An 18,619-nucleotide genomic window follows, 5' to 3' on the forward strand; every position below is an offset into this window, starting at 1 on the left:
AAAGCCGGCTCCAAGGGTGTTGCTTGACGTGAGCGCCGCGTTGCCGGCTCTACTTGGTCAGTTGCACCGTACCGTTGACAGTGACCGTTACGGTTCCTTTGCCCAGCTCGACGGGCAGCGCTTCGGACGCGTCCGACATCGACTTCGCCCGCATCATCGGTGCGGCGGCATACATCGGCGGCTCGTTGCTGTTGACCTGCACTTCGCGCAGTGTGTAGCCGCTGAAGCCGAACTGGCGCGCGACGTCGGCCGCCTTGGCGCGGTACTGCGCGATGGCCTGGCCGGTCACGTCGCTCTCGACTTTCTCGCGCTGCTCGCGCGACAGCGAGGTGCCCACGCGCGCCACCGTCATCGTGTTGATGCGGCCGGTGAGCTGGGCAATGCCCGGGATGTCCTTGCCCTCGATGTTCAGCTCGGCCGTGCCTTGCCAGCCGGTGATGCCGCCCTTGTTGGAATACCGAGGGAAGAGAGAGAAGTTGCCGGTGCGCACCTCGATCTGACCCGGCTTGGCGGCCTTCTTCGCCTCGGCCAGCGCTGCATCGAGCGCCTGCTTGAGCTGCGACTGCACCGAGCCCGCATCGGTGCCGTCACGCGTGGTCGAGAGGGTGACGCTCAGCACGTCTTTGTTGACCTCGATGCTCGAACTTGCAGACAAGCCCACCACGTTCTGCGGCGGCGGTGAGTCGGCCCAGGCGGGCGCACTCGCGAGGGCTGCAAGGAGCGTCAAGGCCAATGAGGAAGTGCGGGTCATGCAAGATCTCCTGTATCAAACATCAAGAAAGGGCAGCAGGTCGAACTGGCCGCGCACCACCGGCTCGGGGTTCACGCCCCACCAGCGGCGGGCGATGGTCGCATAGAGCTGCCGGAAGTCGGCGGTGTGGACGAGGTTCTGGCTGCCATCGAGCCGGTCGAGGTCGGGCATGGTGCCGATGACCGTGCCGCCCCGCACCGCACCGCCCAGCACGAAGTGCGGCGCGGCGGTGCCGTGGTCGGTACCGCCGCTCTGGTTCTGGCGCGCACGCCGGCCGAATTCGGAATAGGTGACGACCAGCGTGCGCTCCCACGCGCCCGCCTCCACCAGCCCGGCCTTGAGCGCGGCGAGGCCCTCGGCCAGTTGCTTGAGCAGGTTGGCGTGCGTGCCCAGCTGGGCACGGTGGGTGTCGAAGCTGCCGTGCGTGAGGTGGAACACCGGCACGCCGCCCTTGCCCTTCTGCCCAGCCACGATCTGGCAGGTGGCGCGCACGGCCTGGCCGAAGGCGTGGGCGGGAAATTCGGTCGCCATGCTGACCGCGCCCTGCCCGCGCAGACCTTCGGCCGCTTGCAGCACGCCCGACTCGACCCGCAGCACATGCGCCAGCGCAGCGTTGCCCTGGGCCTGGGCCGGCCGCACGAGCCGGGCCTGGTTGACGAAAGCCTCGGGGTTGTTGAGCGACACCGCGTTGGCGCCGCTCAGGGCACCGAGGCTCGCGCTGCCGATGGCCACGCCTTCGGCCGTGAAGCGCGCAGCGTCGCGCAAGCCCGCCGACATCGCCCGCGCCACCCAGCCTTCGTCGAGGTACTCGGTGGCACGCGAGGCGGTGTCCCAAATCTCGATCGAGCGAAAGTGCGACAGGTTGGGCTGCGGGTAGCCCAGCCCCAGCAGCACGGCCAGCTCGCGCTTCTCCCACAGCGGCACGAGCGGCGCCAGCGACGGGTGCAGGCCGAGCGCGCCATCGAGCCGCAGCAGCTCGTCGGCCTTGAGCGCGAGACTCGGGCGCAGTTGCGCGTAGGCCGGGTGGGCGTAGGGCACGACGGTGTTGAGCCCATCGTTGCCACCCTTCAGTTCCACCAGCACCAGCACACGCCCGGCCGCAGACGCCGCGGTCTGCGCCCAGCCCAGCGCGGGGAACGCCAGGCCGCCCAACGAGAGAAGTTGACGACGATCGATCATGGCTGCCTCACTTGAGTTGGAAGGCCGGGTCCAGGCCCAGCGCCCGCAGGTAGGACAGGCCCACGGTGCCGGCCGGCACCGGGTGCACCGGCGCCGTGGCCAGCACGGCCTCGACGAGCTTGTCGCGAGCGGCCGCGTCGGGCTCGCGGTCGGGCCAGGCGCCGAGCGGCTTGAGCCACTGCTCGGCGTCGAACCGCACGCCCAGCGTCGCGGCGGCGCCCTGCATCATCTCCATGCGCGGCTGCTCGACGGCGCGAAACAGTCGCTCGGTGAAACGCTTGCGGTCGAGCAGCGTCGTGCTCGTGATCCAGTCGGTGTAGCCTGGCCAGCCTTTCACGTTGGGCGGGCTGAAGAGCATCTGCCCTTGCCGCGCGGTGATGCCCACCAGCGGCACGGCACTGTCGAGCTGAATCTCGAATTGCCGCAGCGTGCCCACCGCCAGTTCCACCGGCGACTTGATCAGCACGGCGCGGTTCGCCGGCGCCCAGAACGCCGCGCCCAGCAGCAGCTCGCGCAAGGCCACGTCGATGCGCCAACCACTCGATCGCAGGCGCTGCGCGATCCCATCGACGGCCCCTGCGTCGGGCGCCGGCGAAACGAATTCGCGCCACAGCTTGCCGACGATGAAACGCGGCGCGGCCGGCTGGTCGAGCATCACGTCGAGCGCATCGACCGCATCGAAACGGCCACGGCGGCCGAGGAGTGTCTTCTCACCGCCGTCGTGCTGGCGCGGGCGGAAGCGCGCCGTCCATGTTTCGCGGTCGACCGCCCAGCCCGAGAAGGCGCGGGCGGCCTCCCGGATGTCCTGCTCGGTGTACTGCCCCTCTCCGAGGGTGAAGAGTTCCATCACCTCACGCGCGAAGTTTTCGTTGGGCGCCTGCGCGCGGTTGGCCGCGCCATCCAGATAGACCAGCATCGCCGGGTCACGGGCCATGCCGTGCAGCAGCTCGCGAAACGACCCCAGCGCATGGCGGCGCAGCAGCTCGTGCTGGAGGTACATGCCCTGCGCCTGCCGCACCTTCTGGACCGAGGTCGCGAAATGGTTGTGCCAGAAGAGCGTCATGCGCTCGGCCAGCGGCGTGGGCGTCTCGCGCATCTGTTGCAGCCACCAGGCGGCCAGGGCGACCGTGTCGGCCCGCAGCTGGCGCAGCACCTCCTTGCGCGCCTCGACATCAGCCTGGGCGCGCAAAGGCGGGCGGATGGGTTCGCCCACAAACGACGGCGGCGCCTTGCCCGCTTGCGATCGCAGCGCGTCGCCCAGCAGTCTGTCGACAGCCGTCTCTCGGCTCAGGCCGACCCAAGACGCGGTCTCGGCCGGTGACGGCATGAAGCCGGTGCGGCCGAGCAGGTGTCGCGCATCGGCCGGCGACAGGCGGGTGGAAGGCGCATTGCTCATGGTCGACGCAACGTTGCCCGCACCGTGTTGGCCGACACGCCGGCAAGGACTTCACAAAGCTTTGCTTCCCCTCCGCGCCCGGGCGTCATAGATTTGTAACAGGTGGTCAGGCACCCCAAAAACCACAAGTAAACCTGAGCACAATCGCCGCTGTTACAAATACGGAGACGCCGCCATGACGCCCACGCCCAATGCCCGCCCCGACCGCGTCGTCGTGGTGGATGACGATGCTCGCATCCGCGACCTGCTGCGCCGCTACCTGACGCAGGAAGGCTTCGAGGTGCTGCTGGCCGAAGACTCGAAGGCTCTCAATCGCGTGCTGACCCGCGAGACCGTCGACCTGATCGTGCTCGACCTCATGCTCCCCGGCGAAGACGGCCTGTCGATCTGCCGCCGCCTGCGCGCCGCGAATGACGTCACGCCCATCATCATGCTCACCGCCAAGGTGGAAGACGTGGACCGCATCGTCGGCCTCGAAGTCGGTGCCGACGACTACCTGCCCAAGCCCTTCAACCCGCGCGAGCTGCTGGCGCGCATCCACGCCGTGCTGCGCCGCCGCCCCGCGATGGAAGCCCCCGGCGCCCCGGCGAAAGACGCGCAGACCGTCACCTTCGGCCCGTTCGAATTCGACCTGGCGCTGCGCCGCCTCTCGAAGGACGGCGAGCAGATCGCGCTCACCACCGGCGAGTTCTCGATGCTCAAGGCCCTGGTGCGCCACCCGCGCCAGCCGCTCTCGCGCGACAAGCTGGCCCAGCTGGCGCGCGGCCGCGAGTTCGAGCCCTTCGACCGCAGCCTCGACGTGCAGATCTCGCGCCTGCGCAAGATGATCGAGCCGGACCCGTCTCAGCCTCGCTACATCCAGACCGTGTGGGGCGTGGGCTATGTCTTCGTCCCTGATGGCGCGGCCTGATCGCAAGAAGCGCGGCAAAGGCTCCGGCTCGGGGCCTTTTTTGCGCCCACGGTGCCCGACGGCCTGCCTGATCTGGCACCCCGCAAGACAGTTGCGCTGAGCCTCTTCTGGCGCACGTTTTTCCTGCTCGCGATCCTGCTGCTGGGCGGTGTGTTCGCGTGGGTGCAGACCTTCCGCGCGCTCGAATTCGAGCCCCGCGCGGTGCAGCAGGCGCAGCAGGTGGCGAGCCTCGTCAACCTGTCGCGCGCCTCGATGAAGTACGTGGACGACATCAACCGCGTCACGCTGGTCAAGACCATGGCCACCGAAGACCCGGTGAAGATCGTGCCGCGCGAGCCCAACGACAAGTGGGAGCCGTTCGAGGGCGACCGCTTCTCCAAGACCATCAGCGACGAACTGCACTCGCGCCTGGGGGCCGACACCGTGGTGGCCGGCTCGGTCAACGGCGTGTCGGGCCTGTGGGTGGGCTTTTCGGTCGAGAAGGATGCCTACTGGCTGCAGGCCGACCCGACGCGGGTGCGCATGATGGCCGGCAGCAGCTGGGCCCTGTGGGTGACCATCGCCCTGCTGGCCACGGTGCTGGGCTCGGCTGCGATCGCCCGCCTCATCAACCAGCCGCTGCGCGACCTCTCGTTCGCCGCCAGCCGCATCCGCGACGGCGAATACGAATCTCAACTCGACGAGAACACGCTCACGAGCGAGATCCGCCAGGTCAACATGGGCTTCAACCGGATGGCCCGCGAGCTGGCCAAGGTGGAAGAAGACCGCGCCGTGATGCTCGCCGGCATCTCGCACGACCTGCGCACGCCGCTCGCCCGCCTGCGGCTGGAGGCCGAGATGAGCGTGCAGGACGAAGAGGCCAAGAAGAACATGGCGCTCGACATCGACCAGCTCGACGCCATCATCGACAAGTTCATGGACTACGCTCGCCCGGGCGAGACCAAGCTGGTGCCGGTGCATGTGTCGAGCCTGGTCGAGCGCGAGATGCAGGGCTTCCGCGATCCATCGCAGATCCGCATCAGTTCGCGCGTGGCGATCGATGCCAAGGTGATGGCCGACGAGGTGGAATTGGGCCGTGTGTTCCAGAACCTCTTCGAGAACGCGCGCCGCTACGGCCGCTCGACCGACACCGGCATCGCACGCGTGCAGGTGAGCTACGCGCGCACCGGGCCGTGGGTGATCCTCTCGGTGCGTGACCACGGGCCGGGCGTGGCGCCCGAGAAGCTCAAGCAGCTGACCACGCCCTTCTTCCGCGGTGACGCGGCGCGCACCGCGGCGACCGGCGCGGGCCTGGGCCTCGCCATCGTCGAGAAATCGGTCGCGCGCATGGGCGGCAGCTTCGAACTCGCGAACGCGATGGACGGCGGCCTCGTGGCCCATGTGCGCCTGAAAAAGGCGCCATGAGGCGAGCCGGCAGCCGGCCCGAGCCTTCTCCGATCAGCGCGCCACAGCGCGCCGCCATCGTCGGCCTCACGGCCCTCTCCACGCTCTTCGTGCTGCTGCTGTGGCACGACTTCCGCAACACCTGGATCTCGCCCGGCTACGAGCGCCACACCCTCTTCCATCTGTCGGTCTACTGGGGACTGTGGCTCGTGTGGCCGCTGCTTGCGTGGCTGGGCTGGCGAGGGGGCCGTGCGGTGCGGGCATGGCGCGTCGCCCCGGCCTTCGTGGCCGGGCTGGCCTTCCTGGCCTGCGCGGCGCTGGCCTGGGCGCGCTTTGTCGAACCTCAGCGTCTCGTGGTGCGCGAAACCCGGTTGGGGCAGCAATGCGGTGCCCAGGTGGCACTGATCTCCGACATCCACCTCGGCAAGTTCACCCGTGAGCGCGAGCTGAACCGACTCGTGGACCGGCTCAACACCCTGCCCATCGACGCCGTGCTCGTGGCCGGCGACTGGACCTACGGGCCGCCGCACGACCTGGCGGCAGCCTTCGCACCGCTGGCGCGGATCAAGTACCCGGTGTTCGGCGTCCTCGGCAACCACGACGAGCAGATGCCCGGGCCACCCCTGGCCGATGAACTCCGCGAAGCGCTTACGGCATTGAACGTGAAGCTCATCGAGGGTCGGCGTGTCTGGCTGGGCCGTTGCACGCTGATCGGCATCGGCGACCTCTACGCCGGCATTGCCGACAGCCAGGTGCAGCACCTGCAACTCGACCCGCCCGCCCATGCCGCCGAACGCCGCATCGTGCTCACGCACAACCCAGACGTCGCCACGCGGATGAAGCCCGGCATGGCCTCCCTGGTGCTGGCCGGCCACACCCACGGCGGACAGGTCTACGTGCCGGTGCTGACGCAGATGATGCTGCAGCGGAACACGCGGGGTGCCTTCGAACAAGGGCTTTACCCGCTGCCCCACACCCGCCTCTACGTCACGCCGGGCATCGGCACCGACATCCTGCCGCTGCGCTTCCTCGTGCCACCGACGATCGACGTGCTGGCGCTGTGATCAGGCTTTGACGAGCAGGCACACCGCGCGGGCCTCGATCGATTCGCCCCGCCCCACCGGCCCCATGTTCTCGGCCGTCTTGGCCTTCACGTTGACCTGCTCCAGCGGGATGCCGAGTGCGATGCCGATGCGCTGACGCATGGGCTGGATGTGCGGCGCCATCTTCGGCGCCTGGGCAATGATGGTGCTGTCGACGTTGCCGATGATCCAGCCGGCCGCTTTCACGCGGCGTGCCGCCTCGGTGAGCAAGGCCAGCGAATCGGCGCCGCGGAATTGCGGGTCGGTGTCGGGGAAGTGACGGCCGATGTCGCCGAGCGCCGCCGCACCGAAGAGCGCATCGGTGATCGCGTGGCACAACGCGTCGGCGTCCGAGTGGCCTTGCAATCCATGCGTGTGCGGGATCTCCACACCGCCGAGGATGAGCTTGCGGCCGGTCACGAGCGCGTGCGTGTCCCAACCTTCGCCGATGCGCCAGCGCGGCACTTGGGGTTTGAGCGTCATGGGCGTGTCCTCAACGTGTCGTGAGCAGGCGTTCGGCCAGCGCGAAATCGGCCGGCCAGGTGATCTTGAAGTTTTCCATCGAGCACGGCACCAGCAGCGGCGCGTGGCCCAGCGCTTCGATGGCGCTGGCTTCGTCGGTGACGGCATCGCCCGCGTGCGCCAGTGCTTCTTGCAGAAGGCCGATGCGGAACATCTGCGGCGTCTGCGCGGCCCACTTGCGCGCACGGTCGACGGTGGCGCTCACGCGTCCAGCGGCTTCGGCTTTCAGCGTGTCGGCCAACGGCAGCGCCAGGAGGCCGCCGATGCTGTCGTTGATGCAGGCGTCAATCAGCGCATCGATCCAGGCGGGCTGCACCAGGCAGCGGGCCGCGTCATGCACGAGCACCCAGTCATCGGCTTTCGCACCGCGATCCAGCAAGTGCGCGAGACCGTTGGCCACCGACTGGGCGCGGCTCGCACCGCCCACCTTCGCTACCCACGCAGCCGACGCGGGCACGTGCAACGAGAACTGGTCATCTTGCGGGGCCAGCACCACCAAGGTCTGGCGCAGGCGCTGCACACGCGCCAGGGCATCAAGGGTGTGAAGCACCATCGGCTTGCCCGCGACCCTCGCGTACTGCTTGGGGCCGCCCGCACCGGCGCGTTCACCGACTCCAGCGCAGGGCACCAAGGCGTACAGATCGGTCGGAGATGCGCTCATGTCAGCAGGCTCGAAAGGGGCCGAATTCTATAATTCGCGCCTTCAACGCCCCGGGGGACCGCCCAACCGGGGCGGTTTGTTTTTGTGTTCGCTTCCCTCATGCAGCTTCCATCGCTCGCCCCCGGCAAACGCTTCACCCTGCCCCGCCCCTTCGGTTCGGCCGATGCCCTGCTGCTGGCGCGCTTCGCGCAGGCACAAAAGGCCGACGGGCGCATCACCGCGATCGTCACCGCCGAACCGGCCGATACGCAGCGCCTCGAAGGCGAACTGCCCTTCTTTGCGCCGGAGCTGCGCGTGGCCGTGTTTCCCGATTGGGAGACGCTGCCCTACGACACCTTCTCGCCGCACCAGGACCTGATCTCCGAGCGACTGGCGACGCTCTGGCGCATCCAGCAGGGCGAAGTCGACGTGGTGCTGATGCCGGCCTCCACCGCCCTCGTGCGGCTCGCACCGCCGAGCTTCCTCGCCGGCTACACCTTCCACTTCAAGCAGAAGACCCAGCTCAACGAAGCTGCGCTGAAAGCCCAGCTCACGCTGGCCGGCTACCAGCACGTGAGCCAGGTCGTGTCGCCCGGCGAGTACGCCGTGCGCGGCGGCTTGATCGACCTCTTCCCGATGGGCTCGCTCGTGCCGTATCGCGTGGACCTCTTCGGTGACGAGGTCGACAGCATCCGCACCTTCGACCCCGACAGCCAGCGCAGCCTCTACCCCGTGCCCGAGGTGCGCCTCTTGCCCGGGCGTGAATTCCCGATGGACGAGGAGGCGCGCGCCGCCTTCCGCTCGCGCTGGCGCGAGAAGGTCGAAGGCGACCCGACCAAGGTGCGGCTCTACAAGGACATCGGTGCGGGCATCGCCACCGCCGGCATCGAGTACTACCTGCCGCTCTTCTTCGACAGCACGGCGACGATCTTTGACTACCTCGGCGCCAACGCAGCCGTTGCGCTGCACGGAGAGATCGACGAGGCGCTCAAGCGCTTCTGGACCGACACCCGCGAGCGCCACCGTTTCCTGCAGCACGACCGCGAGCGGCCAATCCTGCCGCCGGAAGACCTGTTCCTGCGGCCCGAAGACTTCTTCACGCTCGCCAACGCACACGCAGTGCCTCGCGGTGCGCGGCAAGGAGCCGGTCGAGTGGGCCCGCCCGCTGCCCGACCTGAGCGTCGACCGTGGCGCGCCCGATCCGCTCAAGCGACTGCAGCTCCACCTCGGAGCTACGTCGCACCGCGTGCTCGTCGTCGCCGAAAGCGAAGGCCGCCGCGAAAGCCTGCTGGAGCTGCTGCGCGACAACAAGATCGAGCCGCCGTCGGTCAAGAGCCTGGCCGAGTTCGAGGGTGGCGACGAGCGCTACGCCATCGCAGTGGCGCCGATGGCCGAGGGCTTCTTCTGGACCGAGGCCGAGAAGAACATTCAGTTCGTCACCGAAACGGAACTCTTCGCGACGACACCGACCGCCCGCCGCAAACGCAAGCAGGAGCAGGCGAGCGACGTCAACACGCTCATCAAGGACCTGTCGGAGCTGAAGGTCGGCGATCCGGTCGTGCATCTCAACCACGGCATCGGGCGCTACGTGGGCCTGGAGAACATCGACCTGGGCGATGGGCCGAGCGAGTTCCTCATCCTCGAATACGCCGACAAGGCGACGCTCAAGATCCCCGTCTCGCAGCTCCACCTGATCAGCCGCTACACCGGCGTGAGCCCGGAGGAAGCGCCACTGCACCGGCTCGGTTCGGGCCAGTGGGAGAAGGCCAAGCGCAAGGCGGCCGAGCAGGTGCGCGACACCGCGGCCGAACTGCTGAACCTGTACGCGCGCCGCGCCGCGCGCGAAGGCTTTGCCTTCCGCTTCACGCCGCACGACTACGAAGCCTTCGCGGCCAGCTTCGGCTTCGAGGAGACGCCCGACCAGAAGGCAGCGATCCACGCGGTCATCCAGGACATGGTGTCACCGAAGCCGATGGACCGCCTGGTTTGCGGCGACGTGGGTTTCGGCAAGACCGAGGTCGCGCTGCGTGCCGCGTTCGTTGCCGTCACCGGCGGCAAGCAGGTGGCCATCCTTGCGCCGACCACGCTGCTCGCCGAACAGCACTACCAGAACATCGCCGACCGCTTCGGCAAGTGGCCGGTCAAGGTGGCCGAACTCTCGCGCTTCCGCTCGGCCAAGGAAGTGAAGGCCGCGCTCGAAGGCATTGCAGACGGCACCATCGACATCGTCGTCGGCACGCACAAGCTCATCAGCAAGGACGTGAAGTTCAAGCGCCTGGGCCTGCTCGTGATCGACGAGGAGCACCGTTTCGGCGTGCGCCACAAGGAGGCGATCAAGGCCATGCGCGCCGAGGTCGACGTGCTCACGCTCACCGCCACGCCGATCCCCAGAACCTTGGGCATGGCGTTGGAAGGCCTGCGCGATCTGAGCGTGATCGCCACCGCCCCGCAACGCCGCCTCGCCATCAAGACCTTCGTGCGCAACGAAGGCACGAGCGTCATCCGCGAGGCCGTGCTGCGCGAGTTGAAGCGTGGCGGGCAGGTCTACTTCCTGCACAACGAGGTCGAGACCATCGAGAACCGCCGCGAGAAGCTGCAGGAGCTGCTGCCCGAAGCCCGCATCGCGGTCGCACACGGCCAGATGCCCGAGCGCCAGCTCGAAGCGGTGATGCGCGACTTCGTGGCCCAGCGCTACAACATCCTGCTGTGCTCGACCATCATCGAGACCGGCATCGACGTGCCGAGCGCCAACACCATCGTGATCAGCCGGGCCGACAAGTTCGGCCTCGCGCAGCTGCACCAGCTGCGCGGGCGTGTCGGCCGTTCGCACCACCAGGCCTACGCCTACCTGCTGGTGCCCGACGTGGAAGGCCTCACCAAGCAGGCCGCGCAGCGCCTCGAGGCCATCCAGAACATGGAAGAGCTGGGCTCGGGCTTCTACCTCGCCATGCACGACCTGGAGATCCGCGGCGCCGGCGAAGTGCTGGGCGACAACCAGAGCGGCAACATGATGGAAGTGGGCTTCCAGCTCTACAACGACATGCTGGCCGAGGCCGTGCGTTCGCTGAAGGCCGGCAAGGAGCCCGACCTCCTGTCGCCGCTCTCCGCCACCACCGAGATCAACCTGCACGCCCCCGCCCTGCTGCCCAACGACTACTGCGGCGACGTGCACACGCGCCTGTCGCTCTACAAGCGCCTGGCCACCGCCGAGAAGGCCGAGCAGATCGACGCGATGCTGGAAGAGATCACCGACCGATTCGGCAAGCTGCCGCCACAGGGCCAGACGCTCTTCGACGTGCACCGCCTGCGCGTGCTGGCCAAGCCCTACGGCGTGACCAAGATCGACGCTGGCACCTCGGCCATGGTCATCAGCTTCCGCCCTAACCCGCCGATCGACGCCATGCGCATCATCGAACTGGTGCAGAAGAACCGCCACATCAAGCTCGCCGGCAACGAGAAGCTGCGCATCGAGCGCGAAACCCCTGATCCGAAAGACCGCGCCCAGCTCATCCGCGACGTGCTGCGCTCGCTCGGCACTCCGACCACCAAGCAACCCGCCTGAACTACACATCCGCGCCCATGTCCGCACAAGAATTCGCCCCCGGCCTCGTCATCCAGCGCTTCACCCCGCCGCTCAAGCTCGCGGACTTCAAGCTCATCGCCTTCGACATGGACTCGACGCTGATCAACATCGAGTGCGTCGATGAGATCGCCGATGCCGCCGGCCGCAAGGCCGAGGTGGCCGCGATCACCGAGGCCGCGATGCGCGGCGAGATCACCGACTACAAGGAAAGCCTGCGCCGCCGTGTGACGCTCTTGAAGGGCGTGCCGGTGAGCGCGATGCAGCAGGTGCTCGACCAGCGGCTGCAGCTCAATCCGGGCGCGCAGACGCTGGTGCAAGCCTGCAAGGCGGTGGGCATGAAGGTGCTGCTGGTCTCGGGCGGCTTCACCTTCTTCACCGACCACGTGCGCGACCGCCTGGGCATCGACTTCACCCGCAGCAACGTCCTCGAAGTGGAAAACGGCACGCTCACCGGCCGCATGGTCGATCAGCCCTGGGGCGACATCTGCGACGGTGAAGAGAAACGCAAGATGTTCCTCGCCACCTGCGCGCAGCTGGGCATCAAACCCTCGCAAGGGATCGCCATGGGCGACGGCGCGAACGACCTGCCGATGATGGGCGAAGCGGGCCTCTCGGTGGCCTACCACGCCAAGCCCAAGGTGCGCGAGCAGGCGATGGTCGCGATCAACTCAGGCGGCCTCGACCGCCTGCTCGAAGTCGTCCGCTGACCCGGATCAGGCGGCGAGCCGGAACGCGCTGACCGCCTGGCTCAGCGCCTGGGCCTGCTGCTTCAGGCTCTCGGCCGCGGCCGACGATTGCTCCACGAGCGCGGCGTTGTGCTGGGTGGCGCTGTCCATCTGGCTCACCGAGGTGTTGACCTGTTCGAGACCCGTCGACTGCTCGACCGTCGCCTCGGCGATCGCGCGGATCGTGCCCGACACCTCGCGCACCGAACTCACCACCTCCTGCATGATGCGGCCGGCATCGTTGGCGAGCGTCGAGCCGGCTTCGACCCGCTCTTCGCTGTTGCGGATCAGCACCTTGATCTCCTTGGCCGCTTCGGCCGAGCGCTGAGCGAGGCTGCGCACCTCGGCGGCCACGACCGCGAAACCACGACCCTGTTCACCGGCCCGCGCTGCTTCCACGGCCGCGTTCAGCGCCAGGATGTTGGTCTGGAACGCGATGCCATCGATCACGCCGATGATCTCGCCGATGCGCTTCGAGGCGGTGGTGATCTGCTCCATCTGCTGCACCACCTCGCCCACCACCGAGCCGCCCTTTTCGGCGATCTCTGACGCGCTCGCGGCCATCGTCGTCGCGTTGCGCGATGCGTCGGCGTTGCTGCGCACGGTGCTGGAAAGCTGATGCAGCGTGGCCGCCGTCTGCTGCACGTTGGCGGCCTGTGCTTCCGTGCGCGACGAGAGGTCGAGGTTCCCGCTCGCCACTTCCGACGACGCGGTGGAGATCGACTCGGCGCCGACACGCACCCCCGAGACGATGCCCGAGAGGTTGTGCACCATGCGCTGCATGCTCGCGAGCAGGCTGGTCTGGTCGTTCTTGCGGGTGGCGATCTGCACGGTCAGGTCGCCGGCGGCCACCCGCTCCACCACGGCCGCGGCATAGGCCGGGTCGCCCCCAGCTGGCGCAGCACCGAACGCGTCACCGCCGCCGCCAGGCCCAGGCCCATCAGCACCGACAGCAGCACACCGCCGGCCAGCACGGCGCGGCTGATCTTGTAGGTGCGTTCGCTGCTGGCGGCTGCGGCGTTGCCACCTTCGATGCTGAGTTCGACCAGCCGGTCCATCCGGGTCTCGACCTGCTGGGCACGCGGGCGCATCTCGCTGTTCTGCAGCGCCATCGCGGCCTCGTTGCCTTCCTTGCTCGACACCTCGAGCACCTGCTTGGTGACGCTCACGAACGACTCGTTGAGCGTGCGGATTTCCCCGAGCAGCTTCTTCTGCTCATCGAGCGTGGCCAGGGCCTGGAACTCGGCCTCGTGCTTGGCGAACTGCTCCAGCGCGGCCGTCACGACCGCCGCGTGGCGGCGCTTCTCGCGCTCGTTCGCAGCGGTCGCGTGCTGCAGCGTGCCCAGGCGGATGGCCTGCAGGTCGGAACGCCATTCGAGTGCGGCGCGCACCGAGGGCATCCAGTGCGATTGAAGATCGGCCGCGACGTGATTGACCTGCCCCAGCTGCCAGACGGCGCCGGCGCCCAGCGCCATCGTCAGCACGATGGCCACGCCGAACGAGGCGATCAGTCGGTGGGAAAGTTTCAGTCGTTCGAACCAGCTCACGGAAATGCCTCCTGGTGTCAGATGGGCGTCCTGCGCCCGATCCACGGGATATCGGCATTTCTGGCCGCGACCTATAGCCCCACAACGCGAGGCAGGGGCAAAGGCCTCAACACACCGCGCCAGCAGCCAGTGGCAGGTCGGCGCGAACCCGAACCGCGGTGTCGAGCAGGAGATGGAGTCCGCCCACCAGATCGGGCAAGGCAAGTACGTCCAAGTCGGGCACGTGCACAAAGCCACCGCGCACACCGGCGCGGGCCGGGTCGGTGGCCAGGGTGTGCATCAAGCCGTAGAAGACGTGGTTGCAGACGAAGGTGCCGGCTGTCTGCGAGAGTTCAACCGGCAGGCCCTGCTTCTGCAGCGCGAGCAGCATGGCCTTGACCGGCAGGCTGCTGAAGTAGGCGGTGGGGCCGTGCGGCACGACCGGTGTGTCGACCGGGCGCGCGCCCTGGTTGTCGGCCAGGCTGGCATCGTTGAGGTTGATCGCCACCCGCTCGATCGACATGGCGCGCCGCCCGTTCGCGAGGCCCACGCACAGCACCAGTTCAGGCGCGTGGGCGTCGAGCAGCGCGCCCAGTTGCGTGAGCGATTCGTCAAACACCGTCGGCAACCGAGCAGCGACGACCCTGCGGCCCGCCACCAGCCGCCCGTGCAGCGCCTGCACCGCGAGCCAGCTCGGGTTGAGCGACGCGCCGCCGAACGGGTCGAACCCGGTCAGCAGCACCGTCGGTTCGCGGACGCCGCCCATCCTGCGATCAGGTCAACGCGGTGGCGTTGACGACGATGCCGTCTTCGTCGGCATACAACCAATCGCCGGGCCGCACCCACACACCCTGGATCTGCACCGCCACGTCGCGCTCGCCCACGTTTTTCTTCTCGGTGGGCAGCGGCATCAGCGCGAGCGCACGGATGCCGAGATCGCAGAGCGCCAGCTCGGCGCTGTCGCGCACACAGCCGTCGACCACGATGCCGGCCCAGCCGTTCTTCGCGCCGGCGGCGCCCAGGTTGCCGCCGACGAGCGCACGCCGCAGCGAGCCACCGCCGTCGACCACCAGCACGCGGCCCTCCCCCGGGGTGTCGAGCGCGGCCTTCACCAGCGAGTTGTCTTCGAAGCACTTGACGGTGGTCACGCGCCCGGAAAACTTCAGCCGTTTGCCGTAGTCGCGGAACACCGGCGGCAGCACACGGAAGCTGCCGTCGGTGTTGTTCTTGTGGGTGTCGCAGAAATCGCAGGTGGCGAAGTCGGTGGTCATGAATGGCGTCCTTCCGATGCGTGAGAACTCGACACCGCCAGCAACGTGCGGCGGTGCAACACCGGTGAAGTTTGCCATCGCGCCGGGCCTGCCCCGGCGTGCCAGATCAGTTCTGCGCGACCTGCAGGCCGGTACCTTCCCATTCCGGCAGGCCACCGCGGAACCAGTAGACCTTCTTGAAGCCGGCAGCAACCGCGGCCTTGGAGGCCTTGTACGACTTCCAGCACTCGGCGCCGTTGCACGAGAAGATAGTCGGCTTCTCCTTGTCGAGCTTGGCGAGGTCGCGGAAGTCGTCTTTCGCGAAGTCGAACGCCACATCCTTCAGGCTCTTCTCGTGGTACGGCACGAACACCGCCTGCGGGATGCGCTTGGCCTTGTATTCCTTCTCCGAGCGGGTGTCGACGATCACCGCGCCCTCGGCGACGAGCCTGCGCACGTCGGCCGCGGTAACGACCTCGGCGCCGGGCAGGCTGTTGGGCGTGAAGTAGCCGAAGCTCGGCCACGGCCTTGTACATCGACAGGTCGGCCCGCTCCGTCACCGGCTTCAGGCCGGAGCTGGTGGCGTTGGTGGCAAACCAACGTGCCAGCTTCTCACGCGATTTCTCGGGCAACGTCTTGCGCACCACCACCGACAGGCCGCCCGGCACCGGAATGGAGGTCGACACCGCATGCAAGGCCCGGCCGCGTGACTTGACCCAGTCGTCCCACTCGGTCTGGCGCACGACGGTCGCATCGAACACGCCCAAGTCGACGGCGACCAGCCCGGCGCTCGGCCAGCGCGCAAACTCGACCTGCAGGTTCTGGAACGACAGGCCAGCCGCATTCAGCATGCCGCGCGCCACATACGAGTACACCGAGTCCTGCTGCGGCAGGTAGAGGCGGCGGCCGCCCAGCGCCGAGACGGTGCTGCTGTCGCGCCGGGTCACGAGCACGTACTGCTCCATCGGGTTGGTGGAGCCGATGTAGCCGTAGCCGCGCGTCAGGGCCGAGGCGGCCACCTGGGGCGGGGCGATGTAGATGTCGACCTCGCCGGTGCGGGTGGCCCGCATCACGTCGGTCAGGTCTTCGTTGATGTAAACCTTGGCCACCTTGCCCGTGGCCTTGCTGAGCGCCGACTCGACGATCGCCGTGACGACGGCGAGCGAGTCTTTCTTCGAGGTCGGCTCGACCGCAATCATCGCGGTGAGCTGCTGTGCATGAACAAGGCCGGCGCTCAGCAAGAAACTAGCGGCCAGGGTCTGGCGAATTCTCAACATGACGATGTCCTCCTGCGGCTTTTCAATCTGCCTTCGTTGCGAAGACAGCACCTTCTTTTACGATCGCTATTTTCGAGAGCACATTCGTTCTCTTCGCAACAATAAACGCGCAAGGTGTAAGCAATCGATTCAACAAGCTGTTGGGTTTCCAACAGGGTGGCTATGCTTCGCGCCCGTCAGTCCGCCAAACCCGTGCTAGCACCAAGGGTTACCTGAACCGCCAATCACTCTGGAGCGATCACCCGCCATGTCCATGCCAACCGATGTCCGCCGCCGTCAACTTCTCGCAGGCAGCGCCGCGCTCGTTGCCGCTCCGCTGGCAGGCTGTGCCACGGGTGCACCGGCCACCGCCGCCGCGCCGGCTGCTCCGGCGCCCGCTGTTCCGCCTGCCGCACCCGTCGCGCCCAAGCTGCCGGCCTATGCCGCCTGGAAGGATGCCGACAGCCTGATCATCCACAGCAGCAGCACGATCGAGACCAAGCGCAGCGCGATGGGCGCGAGCCTCGTCACGCCGGCAGAGCGCCTGTACGTGCGCAACAACCTGCCGGCGCCGCCCGAGAGCGTGGTCGCCAACCGCGACGCCTGGGAAGTCGCCTTCGAAGGCGTGGCCAAGCCCGGCACGCTCACGCTCGCGCAGCTCAAGACCATCGACTTCACCACGGTCGCCACCGTCCTGCAGTGCAGCGGCAACGGCCGCGGCTTCTTCCCGCACAAGCCGAGCGGCACGCCGTGGAAGGTGGGCGCCGCCGGATGCGTGATCTGGGCCGGCGTGCCGCTCAAGTCGGTGATCGAGCGACTGGGGGGTGCACAGAGCGGCATGCTCTACCTCACCGGCACCGGCGGCGAGAAGCTGCCCGAAGGTGTCGACCCGCTGAGCGTGGTGGTCGAGCGCTCGGTGCCGATCGCGGCGCTGCAAGACGCGATGCTGGCCTGGGAGATGAACGGCGCGCCTCTGTCCGTCGCCCACGGCGGCCCGCTGCGCCTGGTGCTACCCGGGTACCAGGGCGTCAACAACATCAAGTACGTCAAGCGCATTGCGCTCGCGCCGACCGAGAGCAAGGCCAGGATCATGTCGCACGGCTACCGCATGACGCCGATGGGCCAGAAGGCCGAGCCGACGCAGGCCTCGGTGCTGCTGATGAACGTGAAGTCGTGGATCAACACGCCCTCGGGCGATGGCGGCGGCAAGGTCGGCGCGGGCTCGGTGCAGATCCTCGGCGTGGCATTCAGCGGCGGCTCGCCGATCAAGCGCGTGGAAGTGTCGACCGACGGCGGCAAGACCTGGCGAGATGCCAAGCTGGTCGGCCCCGATCTCGGGCCCTTCGCGTGGCGCCAGTTCGCCCTCTCGGCGAACCTGCCTGCAGGCAACCACGTGCTGGTGAGCCGCGCGACCGACGCGGCCGGCAACGTGCAACCGCAGCAACGCGAGGAAAACCTCGCCGGCTACGGCAACAACAGCTGGGCCGACCACGCGGTGAACGTCGTCGCTGCGTGAACACCGCAGCGCAGTGCATCGCCGCGGCCGCCCTGGCCGCGGCCTGCCTCACGGCGCAGGCCAATGAGCGCGAAGCGGGCCGCAAGCTCTTCACGGGGGGCACGGTGCCGTCTTGCGCGGTGTGTCACACGCTGCGCGACGCCCAGGCCACCGGCGAGATCGGCCCGCCGCTCGACGGTCTCAAGCCCGACGAGGCACGCGTCGCGCAGGCGCTGCGCAACGGTCTCGGCGTGATGCCCTCGTTTCGCGACAAGCTCTCGGAGAAAGACCTCGCCCTGCTCGCCCGCTACGTGGCGCAGGTGGCGGGGCGCTGATCAGGCCGCCTTCCTGCGGCCGACGGGCACCTTCACGTCTTCGCGGCGCGGCGGCAGCATGGCGTGGTGCTCGCGTGCCACGTTGAGGATGATCGCGGTGGAGGTTTCGGTCAGCAGGCAGAAGCGGCTCACCACCGCATCGAGGTGCGGCACGTCGATGACGGCGATCTCGAGGATCCAGCTGTCTTCGCCGGTCACGTTGAAGGCATTGACGACCTCCGGCGTCTGGCTCACGAGCTTGACCACCCGCGCGTATTCGGCGCGCCCCACGCGCACCAGCGCGCGGATGCCATAGCCGAGCTTCGACAGGTCGACCGACGCGCGGTAGCCGGTGATGACACCGGCCCCTTCGAGCTTGCGCACACGCTCGGTGACGGCGGGCTGGCTCAGGTGCACGCGGCGGCCCAGCTCCGCCATCGAGAGGCGTGCGTCGGCCTGCAGCTCGGCGAGGATGCGGGTGTCGTAGGCGTCCAGATCAGCGTTCAAGGCAAACCTCGCTTTCGGCATTGAAATGACCAAGCAGCTGGCGGCAGAAAGCTTCAGTTTGCCATTCAAGCGATCGCCCGACCTTTCTACGATGCAGCGC

Annotated in this window: 17 protein-coding genes and 1 pseudogene; 7 read left to right on the forward strand and 11 right to left on the reverse strand. The window is 68.0% G+C overall.

All coding sequences use genetic code 11. The annotated features are described in order from the left end of the window. Window positions 1-49 precede the first annotated feature (49 nt). The 3 genes from LRS03_RS06855 to LRS03_RS06865 are packed head-to-tail and all read right to left on the reverse strand — an operon-like array spanning window position 50 to window position 3,326. Entirely contained in the window at window positions 50-751 is a 702-nt protein-coding gene (locus tag LRS03_RS06855) for an SIMPL domain-containing protein (RefSeq protein ID WP_257824636.1), read from the reverse strand. Window positions 752-766: 15 nt separating this feature from the next. Then, on the reverse strand, window positions 767-1,927 hold the full coding sequence (locus tag LRS03_RS06860; protein ID WP_374685093.1) for a DUF1501 domain-containing protein: 1,161 nt from the start codon (window positions 1,925-1,927) through the stop codon (window positions 767-769). Window positions 1,928-1,937: 10 nt separating this feature from the next. Next, window positions 1,938-3,326 carry a DUF1800 domain-containing protein gene (locus LRS03_RS06865; protein ID WP_257824638.1) on the reverse strand — a complete coding sequence of 463 codons (1,389 nt, stop codon included), beginning with the start codon at window positions 3,324-3,326 and terminating at the stop codon, window positions 1,938-1,940. A 175-nt stretch (window positions 3,327-3,501) separates the two neighbouring features. Between LRS03_RS06865 and ompR the strand changes: the two genes are divergently transcribed. The 3 genes from ompR to LRS03_RS06880 are packed head-to-tail and all read left to right on the forward strand — an operon-like array spanning window position 3,502 to window position 6,683. Further along, entirely contained in the window at window positions 3,502-4,236 is a 735-nt protein-coding gene (gene ompR, locus LRS03_RS06870) for an osmolarity response regulator transcription factor OmpR (protein WP_201813413.1), read from the forward strand. 51 nt (window positions 4,237-4,287) lie between these two features. Then, window positions 4,288-5,640: a sensor histidine kinase gene (locus LRS03_RS06875; protein ID WP_257824639.1), complete on the forward strand. Its 1,353-nt coding sequence runs from the start codon at window positions 4,288-4,290 to the stop codon at window positions 5,638-5,640. Then, window positions 5,637-6,683, forward strand: coding sequence for a metallophosphoesterase (locus tag LRS03_RS06880; protein ID WP_257824640.1), 1,047 nt, complete (start codon window positions 5,637-5,639; stop codon window positions 6,681-6,683). Before LRS03_RS06875 ends, LRS03_RS06880 begins: the two co-directional genes overlap by 4 nt. Here LRS03_RS06880 and ispF read toward each other — a convergent pair whose 3' ends face one another. Further along, window positions 6,684-7,184 carry a 2-C-methyl-D-erythritol 2,4-cyclodiphosphate synthase gene (gene ispF / locus LRS03_RS06885; RefSeq protein ID WP_257824641.1) on the reverse strand — a complete coding sequence of 167 codons (501 nt, stop codon included), beginning with the start codon at window positions 7,182-7,184 and terminating at the stop codon, window positions 6,684-6,686. 10 nt (window positions 7,185-7,194) lie between these two features. Next, window positions 7,195-7,884, reverse strand: a complete 690-nt coding sequence (gene ispD / locus LRS03_RS06890) for a 2-C-methyl-D-erythritol 4-phosphate cytidylyltransferase (RefSeq protein ID WP_257824642.1) — start codon at window positions 7,882-7,884, stop codon at window positions 7,195-7,197. 99 nt (window positions 7,885-7,983) lie between these two features. Between ispD and mfd the strand changes: the two are divergent. Together mfd and serB are read left to right on the forward strand one after the other, a co-directional pair. Next, window positions 7,984-11,425, forward strand: a pseudogene (gene mfd / locus LRS03_RS06895) (transcription-repair coupling factor). A gap of 17 nt (window positions 11,426-11,442) precedes the next feature. Next, window positions 11,443-12,153 (forward strand): phosphoserine phosphatase SerB, encoded by a 711-nt coding sequence (gene serB, locus LRS03_RS06900; RefSeq protein ID WP_257824643.1) that lies wholly within the window; start codon window positions 11,443-11,445, stop codon window positions 12,151-12,153. A gap of 6 nt (window positions 12,154-12,159) precedes the next feature. On the opposite strand, the gene LRS03_RS06905 is transcribed toward serB, so the two are convergent. The 5 genes from LRS03_RS06905 to LRS03_RS27025 form a co-directional block, all read right to left on the reverse strand. Further along, the gene (locus LRS03_RS06905; protein WP_257824644.1) at window positions 12,160-13,035 is read right to left on the reverse strand and encodes a methyl-accepting chemotaxis protein; all 876 of its coding nucleotides are present in this window, start codon (window positions 13,033-13,035) and stop codon (window positions 12,160-12,162) included. Continuing rightward, on the reverse strand, window positions 13,005-13,718 hold the full coding sequence (locus LRS03_RS06910; protein WP_257824645.1) for an MCP four helix bundle domain-containing protein: 714 nt from the start codon (window positions 13,716-13,718) through the stop codon (window positions 13,005-13,007). The genes LRS03_RS06905 and LRS03_RS06910 overlap by 31 nt, the downstream gene beginning before the upstream one ends. Window positions 13,719-13,824: 106 nt before the next feature. Beyond that, window positions 13,825-14,463, reverse strand: coding sequence for a pyroglutamyl-peptidase I (gene pcp / locus LRS03_RS06915; RefSeq protein WP_257824646.1), 639 nt, complete (start codon window positions 14,461-14,463; stop codon window positions 13,825-13,827). 7 nt (window positions 14,464-14,470) lie between these two features. Beyond that, a complete protein-coding gene (rraA, locus tag LRS03_RS06920; protein WP_257824647.1) occupies window positions 14,471-14,968 on the reverse strand; it encodes a ribonuclease E activity regulator RraA in 498 nt (165 codons plus the stop codon). Then, a complete protein-coding gene (locus LRS03_RS27025; RefSeq protein ID WP_257824648.1) occupies window positions 14,965-16,224 on the reverse strand; it encodes a phosphate/phosphite/phosphonate ABC transporter substrate-binding protein in 1,260 nt (419 codons plus the stop codon). The genes rraA and LRS03_RS27025 overlap by 4 nt, the downstream gene beginning before the upstream one ends. 247 nt (window positions 16,225-16,471) lie before the next feature. On the opposite strand from LRS03_RS27025, the gene sorT reads away from it, so the two are divergent. Together sorT and sorU are read left to right on the forward strand one after the other, a co-directional pair. Beyond that, complete coding sequence (gene sorT, locus LRS03_RS06930) at window positions 16,472-17,719, forward strand: SorT family sulfite dehydrogenase catalytic subunit (protein ID WP_257824649.1); 1,248 nt, start codon at window positions 16,472-16,474, stop codon at window positions 17,717-17,719. Further along, window positions 17,716-18,033 carry a SorU family sulfite dehydrogenase c-type cytochrome subunit gene (sorU, locus tag LRS03_RS06935; RefSeq protein ID WP_257824650.1) on the forward strand — a complete coding sequence of 106 codons (318 nt, stop codon included), beginning with the start codon at window positions 17,716-17,718 and terminating at the stop codon, window positions 18,031-18,033. The genes sorT and sorU overlap by 4 nt, the downstream gene beginning before the upstream one ends. On the opposite strand, the gene LRS03_RS06940 is transcribed toward sorU, so the two are convergent. Then, window positions 18,034-18,540 carry an Lrp/AsnC family transcriptional regulator gene (locus tag LRS03_RS06940; RefSeq protein ID WP_257824651.1) on the reverse strand — a complete coding sequence of 169 codons (507 nt, stop codon included), beginning with the start codon at window positions 18,538-18,540 and terminating at the stop codon, window positions 18,034-18,036. Window positions 18,541-18,619 lie beyond the last annotated feature (79 nt).

The organism is Rhizobacter sp. J219 (assembly GCF_024700055.1).
Taxonomy (GTDB): domain Bacteria; phylum Pseudomonadota; class Gammaproteobacteria; order Burkholderiales; family Burkholderiaceae_C; genus Rhizobacter.